A 26,091-nucleotide genomic window follows, 5' to 3' on the forward strand; every position below is an offset into this window, starting at 1 on the left:
AATATATGGAGCAATTAAAAAAGCAAGTTTGTGATTATATTGAGAGCCATGAAGAGGAAAGTGTGAAATTTTTAAAACGATTAATTCAAGAAAAGAGCGTATCTGGTGATGAAAGCGGTGCGCAGGCAATTGTGATTGAAAAATTACGTGAATTAGGTTTAGATCTCGATATATGGGAGCCCTCCTTTTCTAAAATGAAAGATCATCCTTATTTTGTATCACCCCGTACAAGTTTTTCAGATAGCCCAAATATTGTAGCAACTTTAAAAGGAAGTGGCGACGGGAAATCTATGATATTAAATGGGCATATTGATGTAGTTCCAGAAGGGGATGTGAATCAGTGGGAACATCACCCTTATAGCGGTGAGAAAATAGGGAATCGTATATATGGCCGTGGAACGACGGATATGAAGGGCGGAAATGTCGCACTTATGCTTGCGATGGAAGCGATCATTGCATCTAATATTGAATTAAAAGGAGACATCTATTTTCAAAGTGTAATAGAAGAGGAAAGTGGCGGAGCAGGGACATTAGCAACTATATTACGAGGATATAAAGCAGATGGTGTCATTATTCCAGAGCCTACTAATATGAAGTTTTTCCCGAAACAACAAGGTTCCATGTGGTTTCGTCTACGTGTAAAAGGGAAAGCTGCACACGGTGGAACGCGCTATGAAGGGGTTAGTGCAATTGAAAAAAGCATGTTTGTTATAGAACATGTAAGAAAGCTAGAGGAGAAAAGAAATAGTCGAATTACAGATCCGTTATTTAAAGGAATTCCAATTCCAATTCCAATTAACATTGGCAAAATTGAAGGAGGGAGTTGGCCAAGTTCTGTTCCCGATGAATTAATTTTAGAAGGAAGATGCGGTGTTGCGCCGAATGAGACTATAGAGGCGGCAAAAGAAGAGTTTGAGAATTGGATTGTTGAATTAAATGATGTGGACAATTGGTTTGTTGAAAATCCGGTAGAAGTAGAATGGTTTGGAGCGAGATGGGTTCCTGGTGAATTAGAAGAAAATCATGAACTCATTACAACACTTCATCATAACTTTGTTGAAATCGAAGGGAACGAACCAATTATTGAAGCATCTCCGTGGGGGACTGATGGAGGTTTATTTACACAAATTGCAAACGTACCAACAATAGTATTTGGTCCAGGAGAGACGAAAGTAGCACACTATCCAAACGAATATATAGAAGTTGATAAAATGATAGCTGCCGCAAAAATTATTGCATGTACATTACTAGATTGGTGTGAGGTGAAAAAATGAAATACTATGAATCTTTTAGAGAACAGACGAATTGTTATACAGTAGAAGGCGTTTTAGATTATTTTAATAAACGTATCCGGGTAGATCACTATACAGGAAATGTTGAAAGTATTATACAGACAATTGACGAACTAGCAGAGAAACATTCTTTCACTAAATGTATTATTAAAGGAAAGGGAGAGCATGTTTCAACATGGCTCTCTTTCGGTTTTTTGTTGGAAGCAACGATACCTCATTATTTTCAAGGACACGATGCATACTTTTTTGTGAAATATAATAATGATCAAAGACGAAATAGTATGCATTGGACTGAGGAAGATACTATATTAAGCGGTGTAAAAGGAAAAGAAATAAAAGAAAAAGTAGTTCCAGAGAAATTTTTGCTGAGAAAAGCGACTGAAGAAGATGCAGAAGAATTAGCAACTGTCTTCGGAAAAGTATTTGAAGTGTATCCGACACCTTTAAATGAAGCGAGTTATGTATTACAGACGATGAAAGAAGACGATACAATTTACTACGTGTATGAATTTGAGGGGAAAATTATTAGTACAGCATCTGCAGAAATGAACATAAAGGAAGGGAATGCAGAATTAACGAATTGTGCTACTTTACCTGAATATCGTAAACATGGATTTATGAAAAGTTTACTAATTAAATTAGAGGAAGAGCTTCGAGAAAGATCTATTTTCTGCTCCTATACAATTGCTCGATCCCTTTCTTTCGGAATGAATGCTGCCTTTCATCAATTAGGCTATACGTATACAGGAAGACTGGCGAATAATTGCTACATTTTCGATAAGTTGGAAGATATGAATATATGGGTGAAAGATCTATCTAGTTATTCGAAAGCAGTAAAACTTCCGTCTCAAAATTTGGTTGTAAAGCAAAACAGTTAGGTGGAGCTGGGTGTTCGAAAAGCTGTACTAATTAGAGTTTCGAGTTATCTAATTAAAATATAAAATTGGTCAAAATTATAGAACGGAATCGTCATGCTTACAATCGCACATAGGTGTGCCGAAAATCCGGCATGTAATTGCCGGATTTTCGGCAAGAGGGGGGATGACATTGCTAGCAGTTTCGACACAAGAAGTCATTGAAGCGATTTTGGGCAGTATTGATGAGGCTATACACGCTGTAGATGAAAATGGAATTACAATATTTTATAATTCTGTAGCTGCAAAACACGATGGATCCAAGATTGAAAAAGTGTTAGGGAAACATCTGTTAGAAGCGTTCCCGTCTTTATCAAGGGAAACGAGTACATTGATGAAAGTACTAGATACAAAAAAACCTATCGTACATCAGGTACAACATTATCAAAATTTAAATGGTGAAGATGTTTGTACAGTAAATACGACGTTACCTATTTTTATAGATGGTAATATTGCTGGGGCTGTTGAAATTGCAAAGGATTACTCTACAATTCAAAAACTTACTGACACAATTGTTGACTTACAGTCGAAAATAAAGCGATCATCTAGAAAAAAAGTGATTAAAAAGCACGCTGCATTTGAGACGATAGTGACAAATGATACGCGGTTTAAACAGACGAAAGAGTTAGCACAAAAAGTAGCACCAACAGACGCGAATGTTTTAATATATGGTGAAACAGGAACAGGAAAAGAACTGTTTGTACAAGCAATTCATGAAGCTTCTAAAAGAAAAAACAAGCCATTTATTGCACAAAACTGTGCAGCTTTACCAGAGTCGCTATTAGAAAGTTTATTGTTTGGAACGACAAAAGGAAGCTATACGGGAGCGATTGAAAGAGCTGGGCTATTTGAACTTGTTGATGGTGGTACATTATTTTTAGATGAACTGAATTCAATGCCTCTTGATTTGCAGGCAAAAATGTTACGAGTGTTAGAAGATGGAGTCATTAGAAGAATTGGTGATAATAAGACGAGAAAAGTAGATGTTCGTGTTATTACCGCAATGAACCAGCCTCCAGAAATATGTTTACGAGAGAATAAAATTCGCACTGATTTATATTATCGCTTAAACGTATTTTCATTATATATCCCACCGCTTCGTGAAAGAACTGAGGATGTACTATTATTAGCATCTTATTTTTTGAAAGAATATAATAAAAGTTATAAAAAAGGTGTACTTCAAATTGATGAGGAAGCGAAAGATAGACTGCAAGCTTATCAGTGGCCTGGAAATGTCCGGGAGTTAAAACATACGATTGAACATGCTGTTATTATTGCAGAAGGGAATACATTAACAGCCAATTGTTTACCACGTACATTTCGGAAAGAGAAGTTTTCGAAGAAGAAGGGTATAATGCCACTTAGAGAAGCACTTCATCAAACAGAAAAAGAATTAATAGATCAAGCGTTGATTGAAACGGAAGGGAATATATTACAAGCCGCAAAAATGTTGGGTATCCCTCGTCAAACGCTTCAATATAAACTGAGCAAGTACGACAAAACCGCCGAATAATCGGCGGTTTTTGTGTGTTTGCACCAATAAAAGAGCGTTTACATATATAAAAAGTAATGAATATGATGTTAAGTATTGATTTCATACAACGCTTAAAAATATTTTTTTGCTTATGTAATAGGATTCTCCGCACATTTACTTATCAACAATGTAAAGTTGGCATAACTATTGCTTATATAAAGGATGAGCGTATAAAAAGGGGGAATAGCAATGTTACATGATGTATACAAACCAAATCGTCACTGGAAGGATATCGAATTATGGAAAGATGTTACTGAAGAGCAATGGAATGATTGGGTTTGGCAATTAACGAATACGATCAAAACGTTAGATGACTTAAGAAAAGTGATTAACTTAACACCTGAAGAAGAAGAGGGCGTTAAAATTTCAACGAAAACGATCCCGTTAAACATTACACCGTACTATGCTTGGCTAATGAATCCTGATGATCCACGCTGTCCGATTCGGATGCAATCAGTACCGATTTCGGAAGAGTTATATAAAACAAAATATGATTTAGAAGACCCACTTCACGAAGACGAAGATTCACCAGTTCCAGGGCTAACACATCGTTATCCGGACCGTGTACTATTCTTAGTAACAAATCAATGTTCTATGTATTGTCGTTACTGTACACGTCGTCGTTTTAGTGGACAAATTGGAATGGGTGTACCGAAGAAACAATTAGATGATGCAATTGCTTATATTCGTGAAACGCCACAAGTACGAGATGTATTAATCTCCGGTGGTGACGGACTTCTAATTAACGATAAAATTTTAGAATATGTATTAAAAAATTTACGAGAGATTCCGCATGTTGAGATTATTCGTATCGGAACGAGAGCACCAGTAGTATTCCCACAACGTATTACAGAAAACTTATGTAACATTATTAAAAAATACCATCCAGTATGGTTAAATACACATTTCAATACATCTATTGAAATTACTGAAGAATCGAAAAAGGCATGTGAAATGTTAGCGAATGCTGGTGTTCCAGTCGGAAACCAAGCAGTAATTTTAGCTGGTATTAACGACAGCGTTCCAATTATGAAAAAACTTATGCATGACTTAGTAAAAATCCGTGTACGTCCATACTACATTTATCAATGTGACTTATCTGAAGGTATCGGTCACTTCCGTGCACCAGTATCTAAAGGTCTTGAAATTATTGAAGGTTTACGTGGACACACATCTGGTTATGCTGTTCCGACATTCGTTGTTGATGCGCCAGGCGGAGGCGGTAAAATTGCACTTCAACCAAACTATTTAATCTCACAAAGTGCAGATAAAGTTGTACTTCGTAACTTTGAAGGTGTTATTACGACGTATCCAGAGCCAGAGAGCTATATTCCAGGAAGAGCGGAAGGATACTTTAAAGAGATTTATCCGAACTACGAAGAAAAACGTTCAGATGTTGGTATCGCAGGTCTTATGAGCGATAAGAAATTTAACCTCGTTCCAGACGACTTACAGCGTATGAACCGTCGTAAAGACTACGAAGATAATGATACTCATGCATCTTTAAAAGATAAACGTGATAAGCGCGATCAATTAAAAGATAAAAAATATCAAGCACAAATGGCTAAGTTAGAAGAAAACGACAAAAAAACTGAGGGTGATGCAGTATGAATTGTATGTGGTGTGACAGTACAGAAGCGAAAGAAAGCTTGAATACTGTATATTGGGAATTACCAGATGGTACGAAAGCCATTGAAATCCAAGAGACACCATGTATTTCTTGTTCCTCGTGTGGGATGGACTATCAATCAGACCATACAGTAAAAGAAATTGAAGATCAATTATTCTTAATTTACACGAAAGATTTACCAAAACAACTAACATATGAAGAATTAATGGGAAGACCGCGTCTATTAAAAAGAAATTATTTCGACTTTTAACCAGCTTTTATGCTGGTTTTTTCTTTTTTGCCTTGTATAATGTACCCAAGTTAGAAAGGTAGGGAATATTTTTGAAAAAGACATTTTACCATTATATGATGAAGCATCGTGCAGCTTTATTTAGAAATGAAATTTCAGATTTAGCAGAGGCGATGTATGATGATTTAAGTTTTCCGAAGCAATCTGAAGACTATGATGAAATTAGTTCATACTTAGAGTTGAGCGGAATGCTAGAAAGTATGTCTATATTTGATGAAGCCTGGGATTTATACATACAAGATAGATAAAAACTATTTGAAAACATACAGAATACATTACTTTATTTAAAGTGAAGTATTCTGTATGTTTTTTTATTATGAAATTTGTTGATTTGAAGCTAGTCTAGTTACTAGCTTTTGTTTGAGTGTAATGTAAATTTTATAAGATTATATTTTTTATTGAAAAAATTTATGAATATAAGCTTCTGTGATAAGCGTTTTTATGTAGGTTGCATATACTGATATCAAAATCACGACGTCAAAAAAAGGAGAGATAGAGATGGCAAGAAAAAAACAACCTAAATACAACGTAGGGGACATAGTCGTGATTACGCTATATGGAACCGTTGGGAAAATCACAAATATGAAGGTTTTAGATGGGGTTTATGTATACGAAGTCAATAATCACGATGGATTTTACGTAGAGCAAACATTGCAGCACGTTACAGAGCAGGATATGAAAAAGGGCGATACGGAGTGGATTGAATTAAATTATAATTTCACGTTTGGTGATCTTGTGCAAGTAACTGGATATGATAAAGATGTTTTCCGTATTGTTGGTTTTCGTACAGAAGTATGGAGATATAAGAATGACGCATGGGAAGATACAATTTATGAATTGTCACGGATTACGGATGGTGAATGGTTAGAAGCGGATGAATCAGATTTAACGTTACTTGCGAATGCTCAAACGGCAAATGCAATTTTGAAGAAAATGAAACAAGATAAAGCAGGTATGAATAAATTAGATTTAGGTAAGTTAAAGTCAATTAACAACTCGAAAAAAGTGAGTGTTAAGACGAATCGTCAAGAAATCATTGATGGATTACTTGACATTTATAACGATTATCAATTATTGTTCGATACATTTAAAGATGAAGAATATAAAATTGTAATGGATGTTGTTCATAATTATTTAGTTAAATTGACAGAGAAAAAGTAGTTAACTAGAAAGAGAGAATAAATTGAACAACAACATATGCAGTATAAGGTATGCCTACAACTATTAAAAAAATAAAAAGCCACTTTATAAGAGAGTCTGCCCATTGATCTTCATGCATGAACTCTTCTTTTGTTTGTCCTACTTCATATTGATTTTCCATTATTATTTCCCCCTTTGAATAGCTTGTACTACAATCGTATGCATCTCGTCCAAAGCTTATGACCTATAAAAAAATAAAATCTATTTTTCTAATCTCATATACATAATTTTGAGATTTTTTCATAAAACAGAAATAAAGGAGTGATGCTCATGAAGGAAATTGAAGTCGTGATTGATACGGAAGAGATTGCGGAGTTTTTTTATGAGCAACTAATTGAAAGAGGGTACGTCCCAAAACGAGAAGAAATTGAAGATCTCGCAGATATTACATTTGAGTATTTATTAGAGAAATGTATGATTGATGAAGTTTTTGATGAAGAGGATGAATGAAAGTAACGACGGGCATAACTCGTCGTTTTTTACTCTTTACAAACCTGTCACAAATACAGTCAATAATTATTGGTATAATGAAAAGGAAATTTTACTCAAGAGGTGAAGGAATGTTCAAAAAAATTATTGATTCTTTATTAGGAAAGAAAAAATATCGTTCGTATTCAAGTAGTGATTATCGTCGTAGAGGGCGCTCTTATTCAAGTAGCGATTATAAACGACGTTCATCTGGTTATGGACATCAACATTATAAAAGAAAACGTAAAAGCCGTAGCTTCTTTTCAAGTAGCTGATGAAATGGCGTCGTGTACTAGCTTTATTTGATAGACCACTGCGAAAAAATACAATTGTTGCAGAACGTTATAAAATTGAATCAGTAATTGGAATGGGCAGTTATGGGGTTACATATGTCGTTAATGATTTACAAATAAATAGATATAAAGTCTTAAAACAATTAAGACAAAGTAAACAAAGATATGAGTCTGGTAGAAAATCATTTGAACAAGAGAAAATAATTTTACAAACATTGAATCATCATGCAATTCCTAGTCTATATGATCATTTCATATGGGAGAAAAAGAGCTTCTTTGTAATGGAGTACATGCCTGGTAAAAATTTTGAAGATTATATTTTCATAGATGGGTATGTATATACAGAACGTGAAGTTTTTGAGATTTTATATGAAATATTAGAAAGTGTATCGGTGTTTCATAGTGAAGGCATTATTCATCGAGATTTACGCATTCCAAACATACTAATGAAAGAAAATCAAATTAGTATTATTGATTTTGGATTGGCTAAATGGAAAGGTGAGGATGATGAGCGAGCTACAACTTACGAAGGTGAACAAGCTTTGATGCGAGAAGTTCACTTTCGTAGTGACTTTTATGCGCTCGGTCATTTCTCATTATTTTTATTATATGCAGGATATGAATCTAATGAAAAAAAGGAAAAACCATGGTACGAAGAATTAACTTTGGAAAATTATAATCGCGAAATGCTTATGCGAATGTTACAAATAAAAACGCCGTACTATGAGAATGTACAAGATTTAAAACAAGATGTAGCTTCTGCTTTAGAGAGGATGGAGACTCCATGTTTCAAAAGTTTTTAGCAAGCGTTGGTATTGGAAGTGCAAAGGTAGATACTGTTCTTGAAAAAGATGAGTATATTGTTGGGGAAGAAATAGTTGGAAAGGTTCATATAACTGGAGGTTCAGTTAGCCAACAAATTGAAAGCATTTACTTAACATTATCGACGTCGTATGTACGAGAAGTGGATGATAAAAAAGTAACAGCAACATATGATTTAGAGCGAGTACGCTTAACAGAACCTTTTTCTGTAGAACCGAATGAAAAAGTTGAAATTCCATTTTCTTTTCCAATGCCAATTGAAGCACCACTTACACTTGGTATGAAAACGGTTTGGATTCATACAGGTCTTGATATTAAACGTAGTATAGACCCAAGTGACCGCGACTACGTTCAAGTGTTACCCAATGCATTATTAAGTAGTGTTTTAGATAGTGTAAATGAATTAGGGTTTAAAGTACGTCATATAGAATGTGAAGAATTACCGCATCGATTACGTAAGCAAGTTCCATTCGCACAAGAATTTGAGTTTATTCCGGTTTCTGGAGAGCATTATGGGAAATTAGATGAATTAGAATTATTAATCTTGCCACGTGCATACGACCGACTAGAAATTATTATGGAAGTAGATAGAAAATCCCGTGGTTTAGCTGGATTATTCGCTGAGGCGCTTGATCTTGATGAGAAGGTGATTCGTTTTACCGTAACAAGAGAAGATATCCCTGAGATGAAGCAAAAAATTAATAATTATATTTTTTAATAAACTATGCATAAAAAAGAAATGGAGAGGAAAACTAAAACAACCGCTCCATTTTTTTGCATAGTGAGGTTATGTATGTGAAACGATATCGACATTTATACTTGCTAAGTTTTACGTTACTCATTTGTTTTGTCGTATTATCACTTTCGTATCATACCGCTTGTATTGAGAACTTTGACAATATAGTCGCACATTTTATTCAAAGCTTTCGAAACGATTATTTGACGACCTATTTTACTTGGGTGTCTTTTATCGGTTCCAAAAGAATATATTTTCCATTACTCATTATTCTTGTAATGTATTTTCTCGTTAGAAAAAAGTTGCTTAGTGCGTTACTTCTAACAATTAATTACTACGGATCTCGTTATTTAAACAGTATGCTTAAACTATGGTACGAACGAGCAAGACCTGATGTCACGCAGCTTGTTACTGCAACTGGATATAGTTTTCCGAGCGGTCATACGATGAATGCTACTGCTTTTTTAGGATTTATTGCATACGTCACAATTACTGAAGATCGTATTTCATTGCATAAAAAATTATTAATTATTCTTATAGCAAGCTTTGTTGTATTATCTATTTCAGTTAGCCGAATATATCTTGGCGTGCACTATCCATCTGACATATTAGCAGGATGGGCAGCTGGTGGTAGCTGGCTCGTTTTATGTGTTATATTCCATAAAACGTTCATAAAAAAGAACCTATGTCATAATAGGTTCTTTTTTCATTGGCTCAACATGAATGTGTGCATGGTAAATTCCAAACTTTTTGCGAAGCATAGCTTCGATGTTGTCGGTAATACAGTGACTTTCTCCAACATCCATGCGAGCATCTACTTCAATTGTAATATCAACGTACGTTTGATTCCCGTACATACGTGCTCGAATATCTACAATGTTTTCCACACCGCCAATATGCTCAATAGCATCAGCGTATTCTTCCATTTTATCAGGATCAATTCCATCTGTAAGCATATGAGAAGATTCTACGAAAATCTCCCATGCAGTTTTACAAATAATAAGACCGACAATTAAAGCGGCAATAGGGTCTAAAATAGGCATTTGGAACTGAGAACCGACAATACCTACTACAGTACCAATACTTACGAGCGCATCTGATAAATTATCCTTTGCAGCGGCTTCTAATGATTTACTTTTTGTTCGTGCTGCAATTTTTTTCGTATACAAATACACGCAATACATAACGACAGCAGAAAATAAAGCAACCCATGCAGCGAGTACATTGGGCGCTGCTTGTTTCGGATTTAAGAAAGATTGAATGGCACTAATAACAACTTCTAATCCGACTGTTGCCATAATGAAGGACGCAACAAGTGATGCGATTTGTTCGGCACGCGAATGCCCATACGGATGATCTGGGTCACGAGGTTTACGAGATATTTTTAGACCAATTAATATTGCTAAAGAAGCACCGATATCCGTTAAGTTATTTAAACCGTCAGCGCGTAATGCGCTAGAGAGGGTAATATAACTGATGATGATTTTCATAGAGGATAAAAATATGTAGGCCATAATGCTGACAATAGCGCCTTTATCAGCTTCTTTATGAGAAAGAGTATCCATTTTAATCACTCACCTTTCTTTAAAGGTAATTTCTTTCTATAAATAGAGTATCAAACGAAAGTCGTGTGGGTCTATACAAACATTGTTGACGTTTTATAGCTTTTTAAGAAGGGGGTAACAAAGTTTCGTGAAGGAAAAATATGTTGAAAAGTACAAAGTCAGGGTGTAAACCTAATTAGAGTCTATTTACTAAAGAGATAGGAGGGTAGATGGATCAAGAAACGAATACTTTTCTTACTACATATTATTCTTATCATGACAAGGTGTAATTCATTAAACGAGGAAAAACGTCAAAAGATAATTATGAAAACAGATGAAAGCCCTCTGGAAAATGTTTTCCAGAGGGCTTTCATCTTAGTATGCTTCTAAAAACTCAGTAACTTGCTCTTCAGTTTTTGCGTTAGCACTATGTAAGTGGCCTAGCTTCTCACCGTTTTGGTATACAAGTAAACTTGGAATACCCATTACTTGATACTCTTCAGCGATACTTGGAAACTCATCTTTATTAATAGAATACCATTCAAATTTATTGAACTCTTCCATTACATCTCCGATAAAGTTGTCCATACGTACGCAATCTGGGCACCATGTAGTAAAGAACTTAACAACTACTGGCTCCTCGCTTGCGATGATGTCTTTGAATTCTTGTTCTGTTTTAATTTCTTTCATAAGTAAAACTCCTTTCAATATCACACGAATTTATATGCAAAATTCGTATTTGCAAACATGTTGCAAACTTATTATTTGTTTTTTAGTTTTGTAGTTCGTTCACACTTATAAAATTGTATGTAACATGACTGCGCTACTAAGTGTGAAAATAACGGAACCTCACTTTTCTTTATAAGCTTTTTCCAGGATTGTGTCAAACTTTTGAATTTTATACAGAAATTAAAGAAGCCCAAACTTTGATTGAGTATGGGCAGAGTGACTAAAATTAATTGCTTATTAATTTCGAATAAATATTTAAATCGATAAGCTTTCCAGCTGATTTTTCGCTTTTTCTCAGAGTACCTTCTAGATTAATTAACTTTTATTATACAAGAAAATTACAACATTGAACAAAAGCGTTAATTGGAGGTAACGAAATGACAAACTCATCAATTGAATATTGCGTTCAGTGTGAGTAAGAAAGTGGTGTATAAAGATGGAACGAGATGAGAGTTACTTCCGAGCTAAAAAAAGAGTAGATAATTTAAAAACATTTTACATGCATTTAACAATCTACATACTAGTCAATCTGATGCTTTTTTACTTTTTAAGTAGTGAATTAGCTATTTTTTATTTTATAAAGAAATAACTCCGAAGCTCATATCCTTTCATGATAATATAAAGTGAAGAGAGGACCACCTCCCTCTAATTATTAGCATGCACTAATCAGGTTTTACGGGTAGTTAATTTTTCACCTTACGTCCTCGTATGTACTGAATTTTAAAGTGGAAATGTTCGTTAATGCGAGATAAAAGAAAAAAGAGGATATATGAATGCTTGTATTAGGTTTTATATTAATTGGTTTAGGTATTTTTATTGTTTGTCTGACTGTAATCGATGGAATCAGAGAGACAAAGGAACATGGTTTCAGTGGATTTAAAGATTTTATTATTATTGTGCTGGTTCATATTATAGAAATAATCAGTGATTTATGGGGATTCCGATTGCTATTCATGTTAATAGGATTGGTTTGCATCGGATTTGGCGTTGCTATTTTAATAGTAGAATTGTAGTGGAAGATAAGTAAAGGGCATCTAATTAAGATGCTTTTTATATTAATTACAAAAATTGAATCAGGTTAGAAATTATATGGTTGTAATGGGAATTGAGGGATATGAATAAAAAAATTGTATCCCGCATTAACGGGCAGTAAGACCTCCACTGATTAAAGTTTCACTTTATTAGGGATTTGCCTTAAACATTTATTACAGTCAAGAATATTTATAATAATATGAACTAAAAAAGGTCCAATTTTTGTAATGTTGGAGGGGAGTATTGTGGACATAACTCAAAGCGTGGCAAGAATAGTGGTTAATGGGAAAGACCTTTCTTTCACTTCAGTTCAAACCTCTGCATGGAATCATGGACCTGTAAATGATTTAATCGTTACGACGAATCAGAGAGTGAATGAGCTTTATCAATTCATGTGGTCACAAGTACCGGTTACGATGTCGGTATATTTTCTTCAAGGGGCGGATTTACTTAGATTCGTTAGGGTTGCTGGAATTGATGAGCGTGTAAACGGAGAATATGTATATCATTTCATTTGGTAATAAGAAGAATTAAAAGTAGTCTAGCAGCTACTTTTTTATTTTATCATTTGAATATAAGCGAGCGAACTAGCATTATAGTACCAATGAAATAAAGAATCATAATATAATGTGTAACAAATTATACGGAAGTGAGTTGAAAATTATGTTTTATTCATATATTAATTCTGAAGCTGGCATGCGACCAGCGTATGGTACGTCTATAACGTATAGTGGAGCACAAAGTACAGTTCAAGCTATTCAACAAGCATTGCAAATGCAACAACAAATGCAGCAGCAAGGAGTACAACCATATTACTCATCCGTAGAGTATTTTTATCCAGTACATCATGTTACACCGTACGGAAGTTCTTTTCTTACTATTCCATATGGAACTATATACAACTTATAACTAGTAAGGAATGAAGTGGTTTATATAAATAAGGGTGCAGATTAATAGCGCCCTTATGAATAAGAAAAATAGCTAGTCCAAACCTTATAAATCAATCTTACATAATATGTAGTAATAAGTTTGAAAGGGGAATTAGTATGTCTTGTTATTACTACTGTAAGTATTGTAAGGAGTATAAAAAGAAGCATCATGATTGTTGTAAGAACATTAGTAAGTGTCATGATAATAAGGACAATCTTGTTAGAGCATCGGCATTTAGAGCTAGAAATACTGTGAATCAAAATGTTCCTGCTAATACTTTTGTGAAAGTGTTATTTCAAAATGAACAATTTGATTTAGCGAATGAGTATAATCCAGCAACATCTATTTTTACGCCGAAGACTAAAGGAGTATATTCTATTATTGGAACGATTGGTTTCTTTCCAAATGATCCAACTTTAAATTATAGAGCGCGTGTAGAAATTCGTGTGAATGGAAACGCAGCGATAGCTATAGATAATGACTTTTTTGGTCCAATAAGTTTTGGAAATGTCGTAAGTGTTTCGACGATTGTTCAATTGAATGCAGGGGATGAAGTTGAGATTTATGCACAAAGTAGTATAGATGGGGTTTTAAGTCCTTTAGAAGATGGGGCACATTTTGAAGCGGCAAGATTTCCTTCTCCAACTAAATAAAACTGATCATTAAATGTTTTTTAGTAGTTTTAGTTAATCCCCTTACCAAATGGTGGGGGATTACTATTGTTTTTCTAGAATATATAAGTAAACAGGTGAAGTGTAGTTTAATTTGTAGAGGTTTCAATCTTCTTCAGATAATTAAACAGAATAATAAGTAACATGCTTGTGAAAACTCATTGTTAGTAAGTTTGCTAGTTTTCTTATAGAACAAGAAAGACGGAATACATAAAAGATCGTATCATTACGTTTTTTCTTTACTATATAGAAATTATATATTGAACATAGATTTGTGTAGGGAATCCTAATACACTGAAAAGAATAACATAAAGGCGATTACACTATATAAAAACAAAATCAATCCTAAGATGAGTAGTATTGGATGCAACTTGAACATATTTGACCTCCTTGAGTATATAAAGAATTTTGATATATTGTTGGTCAATTTAGAAGGGGGACGGTTACATAAAAAAAGAGCATACATAAAAAGTATGCTCCAAAGAAAGATAGGTTTTATGAGTGGATAATCTCCATACGATAATATATGTTCTATTAATAAAAACGTGTAAAAAATCAATGAATTATCAATGGAATATCATAAAATGAGTAATTTTAATTTAGGAATGCAGTTATTTTCTTTCTCAGTTATCTTTAGGTAACAAAGTTGTGAAAATCGTGCATTATGCGGACTAACAACGGGATAACGATCGTACTTCAGTTACATATTTCTGAAAGTCTGGATATTGCGTGATAGTTTGACATTTAGGGGTGCATAGTTGATTAATTATAGACACATTTGTAATTACTTCGTTACAAGGACCGAAAAATGTAACTTTTAGTTTTGAATTTGGTGGAATTTTAAACACGATAGGTTTTTTTTCCATGAAATCAGCTCCTAATATTGAGTATTATAATTTAAAGGATATAGAGTCGTATTAGTATAATATGAAATTTCAGTGGATTTGCTTATAATAAAGAATTTCATAGTAGTAAAAGTGCTTAAAGATGTAAAGGGGAAATTGAGAATGTGAAATAAAATGTTTAATTAATATAACTAATGCATTTTTTAGTTTGTTACATATTATGTTAGTAAGAATGGTATAAGGAGGTAGTATAAAATATTGGAAGAAAATGTACAAGCTCAGCTTTCGCCACCGTGGATCACATATTTTAATGAATTAAAAAATTCAACATTTGACTTAATAATATATAGAAAATGAGTAGTGATTTTTATTAACTGAAAGGGAATTGATACTGGAAGTTTTAAGTTAATAATATAAGAGGATTTTTTCTAATATCTATAAAAATGTTCAATACCTAAATTGATAGGATGAGACTACATAACAAATAGTAAGGTATATTTCGAATATGAGAATATTTTTTGTGACATACATGTTAAAGCTAATAGAAATATTTCTGAAAGAGAATATATTTTGAAAAACGGTAAAGATTCTTTTTATTTATATTATAGATAGCTAGTTTTAGAGAGAGGAGGCTTACAATAAAACAAGCTATGAATAAGACATTAAAAAGGAGCTGGAATGTATGGGGTATATTGTAGATATTTCAAAATGGAATGGAACTATCAATTGGGATATTGCAGCATCTCAGCTAGATTTAGTGATTGCTAGAGTTCAAGATGGCTCTAATACGGTGGATTTTATGTATCAAAATTATGTTAGTGAAATGAAAAAGCATAGTATCCCATTCGGTAATTATGCTTTTTGCCGTTTTATATCTATTGCTGATGCAAAGAAAGAGGCACAAGATTTTTGGAATCGTGGTGATCAATCTGCTAAGTTTTGGGTAGCGGACGTAGAAGTTCAAACGATGGTAGATATGCAAGGCGGGACACAGGCATTTATTGATGAATTACGCCGTTTAGGTGCGGAAAAAGTAGGATTATATGTAGGGCATCACACGTATCTATCATTTGGAGCACGTAATATTGAAGCTGATTTCGTATGGATCCCTCGCTATGGAGGGAATAAGCCAGCATATCCATGCGATATGTGGCAATATACGGATTCAGGGAATGTTCCTGGGATTGGGAAATGTGATCTGAATCGATTAGTAGGAAATAAGTCACTTTCTTGGTTTATAAATTCGAACAAAGCAAATCAATCTAACATAGTGTATACACAGCAACCGAATGGCATTGGTATTGCAGTTTCGAAATATCCTGATGGATATGGAATAAATTTATATGAAAACCCCATGAATCCCCAATTTACAGGTACACTCACTCAGAAAATTCCATATTTAATCTTAGCAGGTTATTGGGGAGGCGGTGAGCAAGATATGATTTGTTTAGGGAACGATAAGCAGTGGGTATATTTAAAACATTTTAATGTGAAATGGTTTTATGCAACTTCAAAATATCCTGTCGGTTACGGAGTAAATTATTATGAAGAGCCTGAATGTATGAATTATAAAGGAAACATAGATGGATCGACATCTTTTCGAGTGTGGGGTAGAGTGGGAAATGCGGTAGATATCGGACAGAATAGTTGGATACCTGAAAAATATGTAATTATTAAGCAACTATAGAAGCTATATTTTTTTGAGAATTATATAAAGAGCCTTCTTACTATGCATAGTAAGAAGGCTCTTTATATTTAAAAATGAAAATACATGATACATAGTCAACTCATATGAAATGAATTACATGTAGAAAACACACTGTTTTCACAATGACTGTGTATAGTTAATTTGCATAATGATAAAAGTGAGGTATTTGAATTGAAAAAGAAGAAAATATTTATTGGAACAATTATTTCATGCATGATGCTAGCATTATCTGCATGTGGTTCCTCAGACAACGTAGTAACATCAAAAGTAGGAAATGTTACAGAGAAAGAATTAAGTAAAGAATTACGACAACAATATGGAGAAAGTACTTTATATCAAATGATGTTAAGTAAGGCATTGCTAGATAAATATAAAGTTTCAGATGAGGAAGCAAAAAAGAAAGTAGAAGAAGCAAAAGATAAAATGGGTGAAAACTTTAAATCGACTTTAGAACAACTTGGGTTGAAAAATGAAGATGAATTAAAAGAAAAAATGAAGCCAGAAATTGCATTTGAGAAAGCGATTAAAGCAACAGTTACAGATAAAGATGTGAAAGATAACTATAAACCAAAAATGAAAGTAAGTCACATTTTAGTGAAAGATGAAAAAACGGCTAAAGAAATAAAGGAGAAAGTAAATAATGGTGAAGATTTTGCTGCCTTAGCAAAACAGTATTCAGAAGATACTGGTTCAAAGGAACAGGGCGGGGAAATATCTGGTTTTGCCCCTGGGCAAACAGTGAAAGAATTTGAGGAAGCTGCGTATAAATTAGATGCAGGCCAAGTAAGTGAGCCGGTTAAAACAACTTACGGTTACCATATTATTAAAGTGACGGATAAAAAAGAATTGAAGCCATTTGATGAAGTAAAGGATAAAATACGTAAAGATATAGAACAACAAAGACTACAAGATACGACAGGTAAATGGAAACAACAAGTAGTCAATGATTTATTGAAAGATGCTGATATTAAAGTGAATAATAAAGAATTTAAAGATACATTTAAATTTCTAGAAAAGAAATAATGACTGTAATCATAATTAGAAAAGGGAACTCATATAGAGTTCCCTTTTTCTAATTAGTGTGTGAGTTATAAATAGATAGTAAGACAATACAATATTACATTTAAATATTAAGAATTACAATGGAAAATTATGGATTATAATTATTTCAACGAAAGTGAATATTCTACGGTTTTCATTATGCAAGTTTATTACATATATTTACTCTTTAATAATGGATATCGAACATAATTTAAAAAATAATACATATAATGTTTTTGAATAAATATTTAACATGGATAATTAGTAAAAAGCTGAGCATTCGATTGAAAAGGATGTTCTTTTTCATATGAAAATTTTAGGATAAAGAATGAATCGTTTTAAACGCGTCATTTACCACATCAATAAATTAAGGTGGTGGAGAATATATGAAAGTAATCTTTCAAGGAGAGGGCGGCGCGAAAATTTTTGAGTCATATGATGAAAATGTAAGTGATTTATTAGCTATATTAAAAGAAACGAAAGGGATTAAAATCGGGATGGTTGAGTATAAAGTGTTAAAGTACGAACTTAATTATTTTCGTCATCCGAAAAAAGCGGATACAGAGAGAGAGTTACATATAATAGTACAACCTAAGTATATATAATAAAATATAATAATAAAAATCATTGATTCAGTTTTGTAAAGTTCCATAGAGTATGTAAGAAAAGAGAGTGTTGTAAATGCTCTCTTTTCTTATGCTTTGTGAGTTCGTTCATCATAGTATATGTTTTCAGTTATAGATGGTTAATAAACGATAAAAATTTAAAACTTTTTCGTTTAGGCAGGGATTTTATATTTGAGTAAATAAATATACTATGAAGTATTTTTTATACGAATACTGGAGGAGTATAAAATGAGTTTAGCAAGTTACATAGGCTGTAATGTAGAAATTCCGTTAACGGATCCGGATTCTAATAATCTAATTGTTTTTGGACCGTGTTTTTCAGATGAAAGTATGCTTGAAATTGTACAAGATTATCAATTCCAAACAAATTACACATATGAGGTTTCAACTAGTTGGGGAATTGAACTTGTCGAGTGGCAAAATGTAAAGGAAAAAAAGAAGCGAAAGAAAAACTTTTAACTTTATGGAAGGTTATTCGGAAGATAGAGACTATTTAGAATTATTTAGTTGTTGGGTTGGTGATGAAGATAAGGAACGAGTAGGGGAATTGAACTTAAAAATAAATCATTTTAATATAGATGAATTATGTATTCCAGAAAGAACATTAGTTAGGATAGAAAAATAAGCTTTGAAATATTTTTTAGAAAAAGGTGATTTCACTTTGGGTGAAGTCGCCTTTTAGTTGTTATATGCATGTTATATAAGAAATGAGAAGTTTATTTGATAAAGGAAAAAAGTATGGAGATAAATAAAATTATGTTTTTTGTTAAGAAATAATAAGTATGGCTCTTCTCAAAAGAACGTAAGTTCGTGTATAATAAGAACGAATGTTCTTTTAAGAAGTAACCTAATTATAGTTTAGAAGTAAATTCGAGTTTAGTAAGTATTAAAAATAACTAAGGGATAGTATGGCTAAATAAATGTATAAATAATCAAGGAGATAAAAAATGAACGATGTAAAGATACAAAAAGAAGAAAGAGAGTGGGTTCCGTTTACAGTAATGTCCGAACAACTTTTAAATATGAGAAAGATTATTGGAGAGAAATTAAAAGTACAAAAACCGCTTTTAACAAATGAAGCAAAAGAGAGAATTTCTGATAAATTATTAACGTCATTACTGTCTGAGAAAGAAATATTGGTAACATATTTTGAAGATGGTTACATACTAACAAGCTACATGACTGTTGTACATATCAATCCGGTAAAACAAATTGTAATTTGTACAGACGCTTTTTATAAAACTTACGTATTTAACGCTATGGATATTATTGAAATAACGTAAAAGAAGCTGAGTATTAAATGGCAGCTTCTTTTATTTCTGATTTATGAGACAAATAATACAAGAAAAAGCAGCTAGCTTCGTGCTAGCTGCTGAGCCCCAGGGAAAGGGAGAAAAAGATAGGGTACTCCAAAATCGACAAGAGCTGTCAAACAGCCTGATTATAGTATAGACAAATTAAAATTTTCTATACAGAAAGTTGAACATAAGATTAGGCTGTACCCACTTGGTTTTGATCTGCAAGGTCAGAATCAAATGTATTGGTCGCGCTAACACCGCTAAAAGTATTAACAACAAAACCAACGTTTGATGCGCCGGAACCATTATAAGCTTTCGTATTTTCTTTCGGAGATACGTTGTAGAAATCACCTAAGTTAAATGATCCATTGCTATTTTGTACAACTAAATTTCCTACAACTGATGGCATAATTTTCACCTGCTTTATAATAAGTTGTTAACATTACTATATGGAGTTATAGTTCAGATGGTTCATACAATAAAAATTGTGGAATAGTAAAACGTTTGGAGCGTGGATTTCAATAAAAGTGTGTTAAAATTAATATAATAAAGTTGAGTAATTTTTTTAAAAAATTTGTATAATTGATATATATGAAAATAAAGGAGGCAAAATGTAATGAAAGATATTATGAAAAAAGTTGATTTAACAGATGCCAAATCAAGTAATCTTGTTGCATTAATTTATAGTAATGAAGTTATATTAGTTGAAGACGCATTTTGTCCAAATGAAATAAAATTAAAGTTTAATGAAATTGCAATTTTATCTGCAATTAAAACAGCCCATATTGCGAAAGTGTCTATTAGGAAAGAACTTGAAGCGCTTTTTCATGATACGGGTGTTATATTAGTGAAACAAAATGTTGATTATGGTAGTAGCCAATCTATTACCATGCATTTTGAGCAATTTAAAAAATTGCAAGATGAGATTGAACATTTAAATAAAAGTATATAATAAAGCAGCTAAATAAAGGTTCTATCATAAAGGTGGAATGTGTTGTGTTGAAAAAGTGGTTTAAAAATTATTTGGGTGAATCGTATTGTAAACATAAATATATTTTTATTAAGATGCAGGATAATGAGGATTTTAAAAAAGGTATATTAGGTGTAGTTTATATTTACCAGTGTGAGAAATGTGGAAAAGAGAAGTTGAAATGTAAAAACAATAATGAAATAAACAATGAATTTTTAGATATATAGCAAAAAGTAACCATGATGGTTACTTTTTTTGCTTATGTATGCAATATCAAAACCATTACTAAAGTATGAGTTGAGTTGATACTATAGTAAATCGCTGAATAAAAATGAAGAGAGTAAGATATAGGGAAGGAGGATGAGAGAAATGAAGCGAAAAGAAATTAGTAAATCTGTAATTATTACAGGCGTGACACAAGGGTTAGGACGTGCGATGGTTGATCGATTTCATGAATTAGGGTGGAACATATATGGTTGTGGACGTTCAAAAAATAAAATTGAAGAACTAAAAAAACAGTACAGTAAAATACATGATTTCCAAGTAATTGATGTTTCAGATTCTCAGCAAGTTAACGATTGGGCAAATTATATACTTAATAGACATATGGCTCCCGATCTGATAATAAATAATGCATCGATTGTAAATCAAAATGCACAACTTTGGAAAATTACGGCTCAAGAATTCGAAAATGTAATGAATGTAAACGTGAATGGTGTAGTAAATGTAATAAGAGCGTTTGTTCCCGCAATGGTAGCTAGGAAAGAAGGAATTATCATTAATATGAGTTCTAGTTGGGGGAGAGAAGGTGAAGCTGAGCTTGCGCCATATTGTGCCTCGAAATTTGCAATTGAAGGTATCACTAAATCTATGGCCCTGGAATTACCCCATGGCATGGCTGTAGTTGCTTTAGATCCTGGAGGGAGTATTAGTACTCCAATGCTGAAGTCATGTGCGCCACAATATATAAATGAATCGCCTACACCTGAAACTTGGTCACATAAAGCGATTGAATATATATTGAATATAACAATAGATAAAAATGGAGATTCATTGACATGCCCAGCATGCGTATAAAAAGCACCTTTAAGGTGCTTTTTATATTAGTAGCACATTATATCATTCACAAAATTACATCTGAAAAATAAAATAAAAGATTAAGGGTGAGATTTGTTTGTTTTGAAAGCTTTAGAAAATATTTGAATAGGTGATAAAAATGAATCCAAGCAGTTTAAAAGTGACAGGGGCATGGTTTCAAGTAGGGGGGAATCTTACAGCTGCTATTGGAACGACAAGAGGATTTATTGGAGAAGAGAAAGTTGAATCGGAACTTGTTATTGTAGGAAGCTCATTACAAGCCCTCGGGTATATATTACAAATCATTGCGAGTAATTATGATTATGGGGAAGAAAAAAGAGAGAATCAAAGTAAATTACTTGATCAAATAGGAATTGAGTTATTAGCATTAGGAAATATATCAAATGTAATAGGAATATATTTTAATATAAATGAACAATTGAAAGAAAATGATTATCTTATCATTACAGGGAACAGTTTACAATCGATTGGTGCTTTTTTAGGAGTAGAAGCAGCTTTGGTGGATATAAATGTATTACAGAAAATTATTATACTGGGTAACTCCACGCAAAGTTTAGGAGCTGGATTACAAGCGTATCAAGGTGTTTTAAATGTATTGAAAGATGAGAAAGAAAATAAAGATAGTATTTTTGATAAGAAGGATGAGAGAATCATTGCACTCATTGGTATTTGGATACAAGCGATAGGAACGTTAATTTCCGCAATTGGAATAACTGCAATAGAGGAAGAAAATAGGTTAGAAAACAATGAAAAGTCTGAAATACTTATATAAATAGAAGGAGATACATTGATTTTAGAGGCAGGTTAAGATTAAAATGGTAGTAGGTTTTTTTGCGTATATTTTGAAAAGTGATATATAAAATACAAAATAAGGAGTTTTCAAGGGATGATGTATTTATTAGCAATTTTTCTTCCACCTGTTGCTGTATTATTTTGTGGAAAACCAATTCAGGCAATCATAAATTTCATATTAACATTAATATTTTGGGTTCCAGGAGTTATACACGCAATTCTTGTAGTGCATGATAAAAAAGCTGATCGGCGTTTGAAAAAACAAATTCAAGCATATGATGAAATTAATAAGAGAAATCGAAGATAATTCATCTGCCAAATGTTTTTAAAAGAAAGGAGGATTAACCTCCTTTCTTTTTTAGTGGGTGTTAAGTTTAAATTTTTGTGTGGCGGAAAGAATTTTTAATGTAAGTATTATGATAATAACTTTTAGATTGTGCATGTAATAGGCCAGTATAAATGCTTTCTGGTACATTAAAGAAATCATACATACCATGCTTTAATTGGATTCGCAAAATCATAGAAAAAGGATTATAACCAACAGCAACTATATTTTTTGAGGTAACCGGAGATAGCTTCATTATTATGCAACTCCTTATTTTTCATTTTTAATAATTCTTTGTAGGTAACGGTATTGTGGTGTTGAAATCTTTATAATTAAAGAGGTATTATACCTATATTCAATATATTTAATATTGGTTATACGTAATTATAAGTAAGTTCACACGAAGTTCATATCGATATGCTATTTTTATTTCACCTTTGATTTATTAATAAGAAAATATTGACCATTTGAAAAAAAGGTATATTATTTATACGAGGTAATAAAAATTCACTTCTTTCATTATTATGCTAAAAGGGGCAGCATTATTAGAAAATTAGAAGTGAAAATAGTATGTATAAGAGCCATTCTAAAATTTGTAATCTGTGAATTGGGAAAATATTGAATGCTCCAGGTCAGTACACTTTCTTGCCTAAACGTATTTACGAAAGTGACCTCAATATTTTAAATTAAATCAACGGGAGAATTGAAAGGCAGGAGAAAGTAACATGTCAGAAAATTATCGTTCTCGCGAGGAGCGACGACAAGTTAAAAAGAAAAAACAACCAGCTTCTAAAACACAAAAACCAAAAGGTAAAACATCATTTTTCCGCAAGTTTTTAATTACTTGTTTATTACTTGGTATTGTAGGTTTAGTGGCGGGAGTTGCTACCTTTTTCGTAATGATTAAGGACGCACCAAAACTGGAAAAAGCAAAACTTGTTAATCCGTTATCCTCAAAAATTTATGATAAAAACGGGGATTTGGTATATGAATATGGAAAAGAAAAAAGGACGAATGTTACGTATGATCAAATACCTAAATTAGTAGAAAATGCATTTTTAGCGACAGAAGATTCACGTTTTTATGAGCATAGCGGAGTAGACTTTAAAGGTACTGCCCGTGCTGTTTTAGTGAGTCTTAAAGGAGATTATGGCTCTCAAGGTGGAAGTACGATAACGCAGCAAGTTATTAAAAACTACTTCTTATCAATGGACAAAACACCAAAGCGTAAGGCGCAAGAAATATATTTAGCTTATAAGCTAGAACAACAGTATTCAAAACATGAAATATTAGAGATGTACTTAAATAAAATTAACTTAGGTAATCGTTCATATGGTATCGCAACAGCAGCACAAAACTACTATGGTAAAGAATTGAAGGACTTAACATTACCAGAAGTTGCGATGCTTGCAGGTTTACCGAAAGCACCGAATAACTATGATCCAACGAAAAAAGAAAATGTTCAAAAAGCAACAGAAAGAAGAAATGTTGTTCTAAACTTAATGAATCGACATGGATATATAACAAAACAGGAAATGGAAGAAGCAATAAAAGTTGACGTAGAAAAGGGACTCAAGCCTGCAGCTCAACTACAAACAATGCCATACCCTGCATTTATGGATGCAGTTGTGAAAGAAGTAGAAAAAGAATTGCCAGATGCTAATATTGGTTCTGACGGTTTAGAAATTTATACAACGTTAGATCCGAAAGCACAGAAACTTGCTGATAATATTTTAAATAATAATATCATTGATTATCCAAACGATAAATTCCAAGGTGCATTCACATTTATGGATACGAAAACAGGAGAAGTTCGTGCTATAGGTAGTGGCCGTGGAGAAAATAAAGCTGTATTTAAAGGGCATAATATGGCAATTGAATTAGATCGTGCAGCTGGTTCAACGATGAAGCCAATTTTCGACTATGCTCCTGCAATTGAATATTTAAAATGGGCTACGTATCATCAAATCGATGACTCTCCATTTAAGTATTCAACGGGTCAAGAAGTTCGAAATGCAGATAGAAGTCATATGGGTCCAATTACGATGCGTGAAGCATTAAAAATGTCGCGTAATATTCCTGCAATTAAAACTGCAAAAGAAGTAGGGATTAGTAAATCAAAAGAATTCTCTGAGAAACTAGGTATTACATTTAATACAGCACCGACGGAATCGACAGCGATTGGTACAAATGAAGTATCGCCAACTGAAATAGCGGGTGCTTATGCGGCATTTGGTAATGAAGGTAAATATACGAAACCGCATTTTGTTAAGAAAGTCGTTTATCCAGACGGTAAGTCACAAAGTTTTGGACAAAAACCAAAACAAGTTATGACAGATTCTACCGCATACATGATTACTGATATGCTTCGTTCTGTAGTTACATCGGGTACTGGTACATCGGCAAATGTAGGCTCTTTAGATGTAGCTGGTAAAACGGGTACGACAAACTATTCATCAAAGCAATTAGCTCAATATAAAATTCCAGAAAGTGCAACTCGTGATAGTTGGTTTGCTGGATATACACCGCAATATACGATGGCAGTATGGACTGGGTATATGAAAGATGGTAAAGACGAGTATATTAGTAGTAAAAATACGAAAATTGCACAGTTGATCTTTAAAGAAATGATGAGCGAAATGGCTACAGATAAATCACGCTTTAAAATGCCAAGTAGTGTTATTCAAGAAGGTAGTGAGCTACGTATAAAAGGTGAAAAACGTGATTCATCGCCAAATACTAGCGTACCAGATACAACGGAGCAACCAAAACAAGATCAACAGCAAAAAACTGAAGAAGAGAAAAAGCAAGAAGAATTAAAGAAACAAGAAGAACTGAAAAAACAAGAAGAACAAAAGAAACAAGAGGAACTTAAGAAGCAAGAAGAACAAAAGAAACTAGAAGAGCAAAAGAAACAAGAAGAACAAAATAATGGAAATGGCCAAGGAACGACACCTCCAGCAAATAACGGAGGAGGTCAAGGAAATACGACACCTCCAGCAAATAATGGAGGAGGTCAAGGAAATACGACACCTCCAGCAAATAATGGAGGAGGTCAAGGAAATACGACACCTCCAGCAAATAACGGAGGAGGTCAAGGAAATACGACACCTCCGGCAAATAATGGAGGAGGTCAAGGAAATACAACTCCACCAGCGACCACACCACCAGAGACTGGCGGTAATGCAGGAGAGACCCCTGCTAATAATGGGCAATAAGAAAAATTTATAAAAAATATTAAAAAGCACTTAAGATTTGTGGAAATTACAATCTTAAGTGCTTTTTTCGTTTAAATGTAGTAGCT

General features: G+C 33.1%; 33 protein-coding genes and 3 pseudogenes. 29 read left to right on the plus strand and 7 right to left on the minus strand.

Translation table 11 applies throughout. The features are described from left to right. The first annotated feature begins 5 nt into the window (after window positions 1-5). The 7 genes from HMPREF1014_RS11315 to yodN all read left to right on the plus strand — a co-directional run bounded on the left by HMPREF1014_RS11315 (window position 6) and on the right by yodN (window position 6,820). A complete protein-coding gene (locus HMPREF1014_RS11315) occupies window positions 6-1,274 on the plus strand; it encodes a peptidase (RefSeq protein ID WP_000436689.1) in 1,269 nt (422 codons plus the stop codon). Then, a complete protein-coding gene (gene ablB, locus HMPREF1014_RS11320) occupies window positions 1,271-2,170 on the plus strand; it encodes a putative beta-lysine N-acetyltransferase (RefSeq protein WP_000878606.1) in 900 nt (299 codons plus the stop codon). Before HMPREF1014_RS11315 ends, ablB begins: the two co-directional genes overlap by 4 nt. Before the next feature lie 163 nt (window positions 2,171-2,333). Then, window positions 2,334-3,719 (plus strand): arginine utilization transcriptional regulator RocR, encoded by a 1,386-nt coding sequence (gene rocR / locus HMPREF1014_RS11325; protein WP_011110073.1) that lies wholly within the window; start codon window positions 2,334-2,336, stop codon window positions 3,717-3,719. Window positions 3,720-3,929: 210 nt separating this feature from the next. Continuing rightward, entirely contained in the window at window positions 3,930-5,351 is a 1,422-nt protein-coding gene (kamA, locus tag HMPREF1014_RS11330; RefSeq protein ID WP_000902142.1) for a lysine 2,3-aminomutase, read from the plus strand. Next, a complete protein-coding gene (locus HMPREF1014_RS11335) occupies window positions 5,348-5,620 on the plus strand; it encodes a YokU family protein (protein ID WP_000995763.1) in 273 nt (90 codons plus the stop codon). Before kamA ends, HMPREF1014_RS11335 begins: the two co-directional genes overlap by 4 nt. Before the next feature lie 71 nt (window positions 5,621-5,691). Then, complete coding sequence (locus HMPREF1014_RS11340) at window positions 5,692-5,907, plus strand: YozE family protein (protein WP_000750717.1); 216 nt, start codon at window positions 5,692-5,694, stop codon at window positions 5,905-5,907. A gap of 250 nt (window positions 5,908-6,157) precedes the next feature. Continuing rightward, window positions 6,158-6,820 (plus strand): germination protein YodN, encoded by a 663-nt coding sequence (gene yodN, locus HMPREF1014_RS11345; protein ID WP_000101499.1) that lies wholly within the window; start codon window positions 6,158-6,160, stop codon window positions 6,818-6,820. A gap of 4 nt (window positions 6,821-6,824) precedes the next feature. On the opposite strand, the gene HMPREF1014_RS11350 is transcribed toward yodN, so the two are convergent. Continuing rightward, window positions 6,825-6,980 carry a DUF3930 family protein gene (locus HMPREF1014_RS11350; RefSeq protein WP_000431486.1) on the minus strand — a complete coding sequence of 52 codons (156 nt, stop codon included), beginning with the start codon at window positions 6,978-6,980 and terminating at the stop codon, window positions 6,825-6,827. A gap of 149 nt (window positions 6,981-7,129) precedes the next feature. Between HMPREF1014_RS11350 and HMPREF1014_RS11355 the strand changes: the two genes are divergently transcribed. The 5 genes and pseudogenes from HMPREF1014_RS11355 to HMPREF1014_RS11375 form a co-directional block, all read left to right on the plus strand. Next, window positions 7,130-7,309 (plus strand): YozD family protein, encoded by a 180-nt coding sequence (locus tag HMPREF1014_RS11355; protein ID WP_000658451.1) that lies wholly within the window; start codon window positions 7,130-7,132, stop codon window positions 7,307-7,309. A gap of 110 nt (window positions 7,310-7,419) precedes the next feature. Next, entirely contained in the window at window positions 7,420-7,602 is a 183-nt protein-coding gene (locus tag HMPREF1014_RS31205; protein ID WP_000473371.1) for a hypothetical protein, read from the plus strand. Continuing rightward, a complete protein-coding gene (locus HMPREF1014_RS11365; RefSeq protein WP_000872055.1) occupies window positions 7,602-8,423 on the plus strand; it encodes a serine/threonine protein kinase in 822 nt (273 codons plus the stop codon). The genes HMPREF1014_RS31205 and HMPREF1014_RS11365 overlap by 1 nt, the downstream gene beginning before the upstream one ends. Next, on the plus strand, window positions 8,405-9,160 hold the full coding sequence (locus HMPREF1014_RS11370; RefSeq protein WP_000486629.1) for a sporulation protein: 756 nt from the start codon (window positions 8,405-8,407) through the stop codon (window positions 9,158-9,160). The genes HMPREF1014_RS11365 and HMPREF1014_RS11370 overlap by 19 nt, the downstream gene beginning before the upstream one ends. A 77-nt stretch (window positions 9,161-9,237) precedes the next feature. After that, window positions 9,238-9,858: pseudogene (locus HMPREF1014_RS11375) on the plus strand (phosphatase PAP2 family protein); the annotation flags it as partial. Window positions 9,859-9,861: 3 nt separating this feature from the next. Here the strand turns inward: HMPREF1014_RS11375 and HMPREF1014_RS11380 are convergent. The 3 genes and pseudogenes from HMPREF1014_RS11380 to HMPREF1014_RS32450 all read right to left on the minus strand — a co-directional run. Beyond that, entirely contained in the window at window positions 9,862-10,743 is an 882-nt protein-coding gene (locus tag HMPREF1014_RS11380; protein WP_000380385.1) for a cation diffusion facilitator family transporter, read from the minus strand. Window positions 10,744-11,097: 354 nt separating this feature from the next. Further along, entirely contained in the window at window positions 11,098-11,412 is a 315-nt protein-coding gene (locus tag HMPREF1014_RS11385; protein WP_000658787.1) for a thioredoxin family protein, read from the minus strand. 265 nt (window positions 11,413-11,677) lie between these two features. Continuing rightward, window positions 11,678-11,758, minus strand: a pseudogene (locus HMPREF1014_RS32450) (GNAT family N-acetyltransferase); the annotation flags it as partial. A gap of 129 nt (window positions 11,759-11,887) precedes the next feature. Here HMPREF1014_RS32450 and HMPREF1014_RS29870 point away from each other — a divergent pair. From HMPREF1014_RS29870 to HMPREF1014_RS11405, 5 genes and pseudogenes are all read left to right on the plus strand, one after another. Further along, window positions 11,888-11,992, plus strand: a pseudogene (locus tag HMPREF1014_RS29870) (2TM domain-containing protein); the annotation flags it as partial. 232 nt (window positions 11,993-12,224) lie between these two features. After that, the gene (locus HMPREF1014_RS11390; RefSeq protein ID WP_000960638.1) at window positions 12,225-12,464 is read left to right on the plus strand and encodes a hypothetical protein; all 240 of its coding nucleotides are present in this window, start codon (window positions 12,225-12,227) and stop codon (window positions 12,462-12,464) included. Between the two features lie 264 nt (window positions 12,465-12,728). Further along, window positions 12,729-13,004: a hypothetical protein gene (locus tag HMPREF1014_RS11395; protein WP_000355691.1), complete on the plus strand. Its 276-nt coding sequence runs from the start codon at window positions 12,729-12,731 to the stop codon at window positions 13,002-13,004. Between the two features lie 142 nt (window positions 13,005-13,146). Continuing rightward, window positions 13,147-13,392 (plus strand): DUF3947 family protein, encoded by a 246-nt coding sequence (locus HMPREF1014_RS11400; RefSeq protein ID WP_000500112.1) that lies wholly within the window; start codon window positions 13,147-13,149, stop codon window positions 13,390-13,392. A 137-nt stretch (window positions 13,393-13,529) separates the two neighbouring features. Beyond that, window positions 13,530-14,066 (plus strand): C1q-like domain-containing protein, encoded by a 537-nt coding sequence (locus HMPREF1014_RS11405; protein ID WP_001278086.1) that lies wholly within the window; start codon window positions 13,530-13,532, stop codon window positions 14,064-14,066. A 689-nt stretch (window positions 14,067-14,755) separates the two neighbouring features. On the opposite strand, the gene HMPREF1014_RS11410 is transcribed toward HMPREF1014_RS11405, so the two are convergent. Next, a complete protein-coding gene (locus HMPREF1014_RS11410; RefSeq protein WP_000412559.1) occupies window positions 14,756-14,950 on the minus strand; it encodes a hypothetical protein in 195 nt (64 codons plus the stop codon). Between the two features lie 661 nt (window positions 14,951-15,611). On the opposite strand from HMPREF1014_RS11410, the gene HMPREF1014_RS11415 reads away from it, so the two are divergent. From HMPREF1014_RS11415 to HMPREF1014_RS11435, 6 genes are all read left to right on the plus strand, one after another. Further along, entirely contained in the window at window positions 15,612-16,616 is a 1,005-nt protein-coding gene (locus tag HMPREF1014_RS11415) for a glycoside hydrolase family 25 protein (protein ID WP_000540660.1), read from the plus strand. 192 nt (window positions 16,617-16,808) lie between these two features. Further along, the gene (locus tag HMPREF1014_RS11420) at window positions 16,809-17,660 is read left to right on the plus strand and encodes a peptidylprolyl isomerase PrsA (RefSeq protein WP_000727345.1); all 852 of its coding nucleotides are present in this window, start codon (window positions 16,809-16,811) and stop codon (window positions 17,658-17,660) included. Between the two features lie 404 nt (window positions 17,661-18,064). After that, complete coding sequence (locus HMPREF1014_RS11425) at window positions 18,065-18,283, plus strand: hypothetical protein (RefSeq protein ID WP_000864278.1); 219 nt, start codon at window positions 18,065-18,067, stop codon at window positions 18,281-18,283. 249 nt (window positions 18,284-18,532) lie between these two features. Continuing rightward, window positions 18,533-18,763, plus strand: a complete 231-nt coding sequence (locus tag HMPREF1014_RS11430) for a KH domain-containing protein (RefSeq protein ID WP_000050517.1) — start codon at window positions 18,533-18,535, stop codon at window positions 18,761-18,763. Window positions 18,764-18,767: 4 nt separating this feature from the next. Further along, window positions 18,768-18,929, plus strand: coding sequence for a hypothetical protein (locus HMPREF1014_RS31855; protein ID WP_009326910.1), 162 nt, complete (start codon window positions 18,768-18,770; stop codon window positions 18,927-18,929). 322 nt (window positions 18,930-19,251) lie between these two features. After that, window positions 19,252-19,587 (plus strand): YolD-like family protein, encoded by a 336-nt coding sequence (locus tag HMPREF1014_RS11435; protein ID WP_001999741.1) that lies wholly within the window; start codon window positions 19,252-19,254, stop codon window positions 19,585-19,587. Window positions 19,588-19,795: 208 nt separating this feature from the next. Here the strand turns inward: HMPREF1014_RS11435 and gerPF are convergent, their stop codons facing one another. Next, entirely contained in the window at window positions 19,796-20,011 is a 216-nt protein-coding gene (gene gerPF / locus HMPREF1014_RS11440) for a spore germination protein GerPF (protein ID WP_001141569.1), read from the minus strand. 207 nt (window positions 20,012-20,218) lie between these two features. Between gerPF and HMPREF1014_RS11445 the strand changes: the two genes are divergently transcribed. From HMPREF1014_RS11445 to HMPREF1014_RS11465, 5 genes are all read left to right on the plus strand, one after another. Further along, on the plus strand, window positions 20,219-20,554 hold the full coding sequence (locus HMPREF1014_RS11445; protein ID WP_000651906.1) for a hypothetical protein: 336 nt from the start codon (window positions 20,219-20,221) through the stop codon (window positions 20,552-20,554). A 44-nt stretch (window positions 20,555-20,598) separates the two neighbouring features. Continuing rightward, window positions 20,599-20,799 carry a hypothetical protein gene (locus HMPREF1014_RS11450; RefSeq protein WP_000915149.1) on the plus strand — a complete coding sequence of 67 codons (201 nt, stop codon included), beginning with the start codon at window positions 20,599-20,601 and terminating at the stop codon, window positions 20,797-20,799. A gap of 142 nt (window positions 20,800-20,941) precedes the next feature. Continuing rightward, entirely contained in the window at window positions 20,942-21,649 is a 708-nt protein-coding gene (locus HMPREF1014_RS11455) for an SDR family oxidoreductase (RefSeq protein WP_000823068.1), read from the plus strand. Between the two features lie 139 nt (window positions 21,650-21,788). Continuing rightward, entirely contained in the window at window positions 21,789-22,442 is a 654-nt protein-coding gene (locus HMPREF1014_RS11460; RefSeq protein WP_001070046.1) for a DUF6944 family repetitive protein, read from the plus strand. A gap of 114 nt (window positions 22,443-22,556) precedes the next feature. Further along, window positions 22,557-22,769: a YqaE/Pmp3 family membrane protein gene (locus HMPREF1014_RS11465; RefSeq protein ID WP_000990219.1), complete on the plus strand. Its 213-nt coding sequence runs from the start codon at window positions 22,557-22,559 to the stop codon at window positions 22,767-22,769. Window positions 22,770-22,836: 67 nt separating this feature from the next. Here the strand turns inward: HMPREF1014_RS11465 and HMPREF1014_RS11470 are convergent, their stop codons facing one another. Further along, the gene (locus HMPREF1014_RS11470) at window positions 22,837-23,043 is read right to left on the minus strand and encodes a KTSC domain-containing protein (protein WP_000777843.1); all 207 of its coding nucleotides are present in this window, start codon (window positions 23,041-23,043) and stop codon (window positions 22,837-22,839) included. Between the two features lie 469 nt (window positions 23,044-23,512). Here HMPREF1014_RS11470 and HMPREF1014_RS11475 point away from each other — a divergent pair, with 469 nt between their 5' ends. Further along, window positions 23,513-26,005, plus strand: coding sequence for a PBP1A family penicillin-binding protein (locus HMPREF1014_RS11475; protein ID WP_001293943.1), 2,493 nt, complete (start codon window positions 23,513-23,515; stop codon window positions 26,003-26,005). The last annotated feature ends 86 nt before the right edge of the window (window positions 26,006-26,091 follow it).

It is taken from the genome of Bacillus sp. 7_6_55CFAA_CT2 (assembly GCF_000238655.1).
Taxonomy (GTDB): Bacteria; Bacillota; Bacilli; order Bacillales; family Bacillaceae_G; genus Bacillus_A; species Bacillus_A cereus.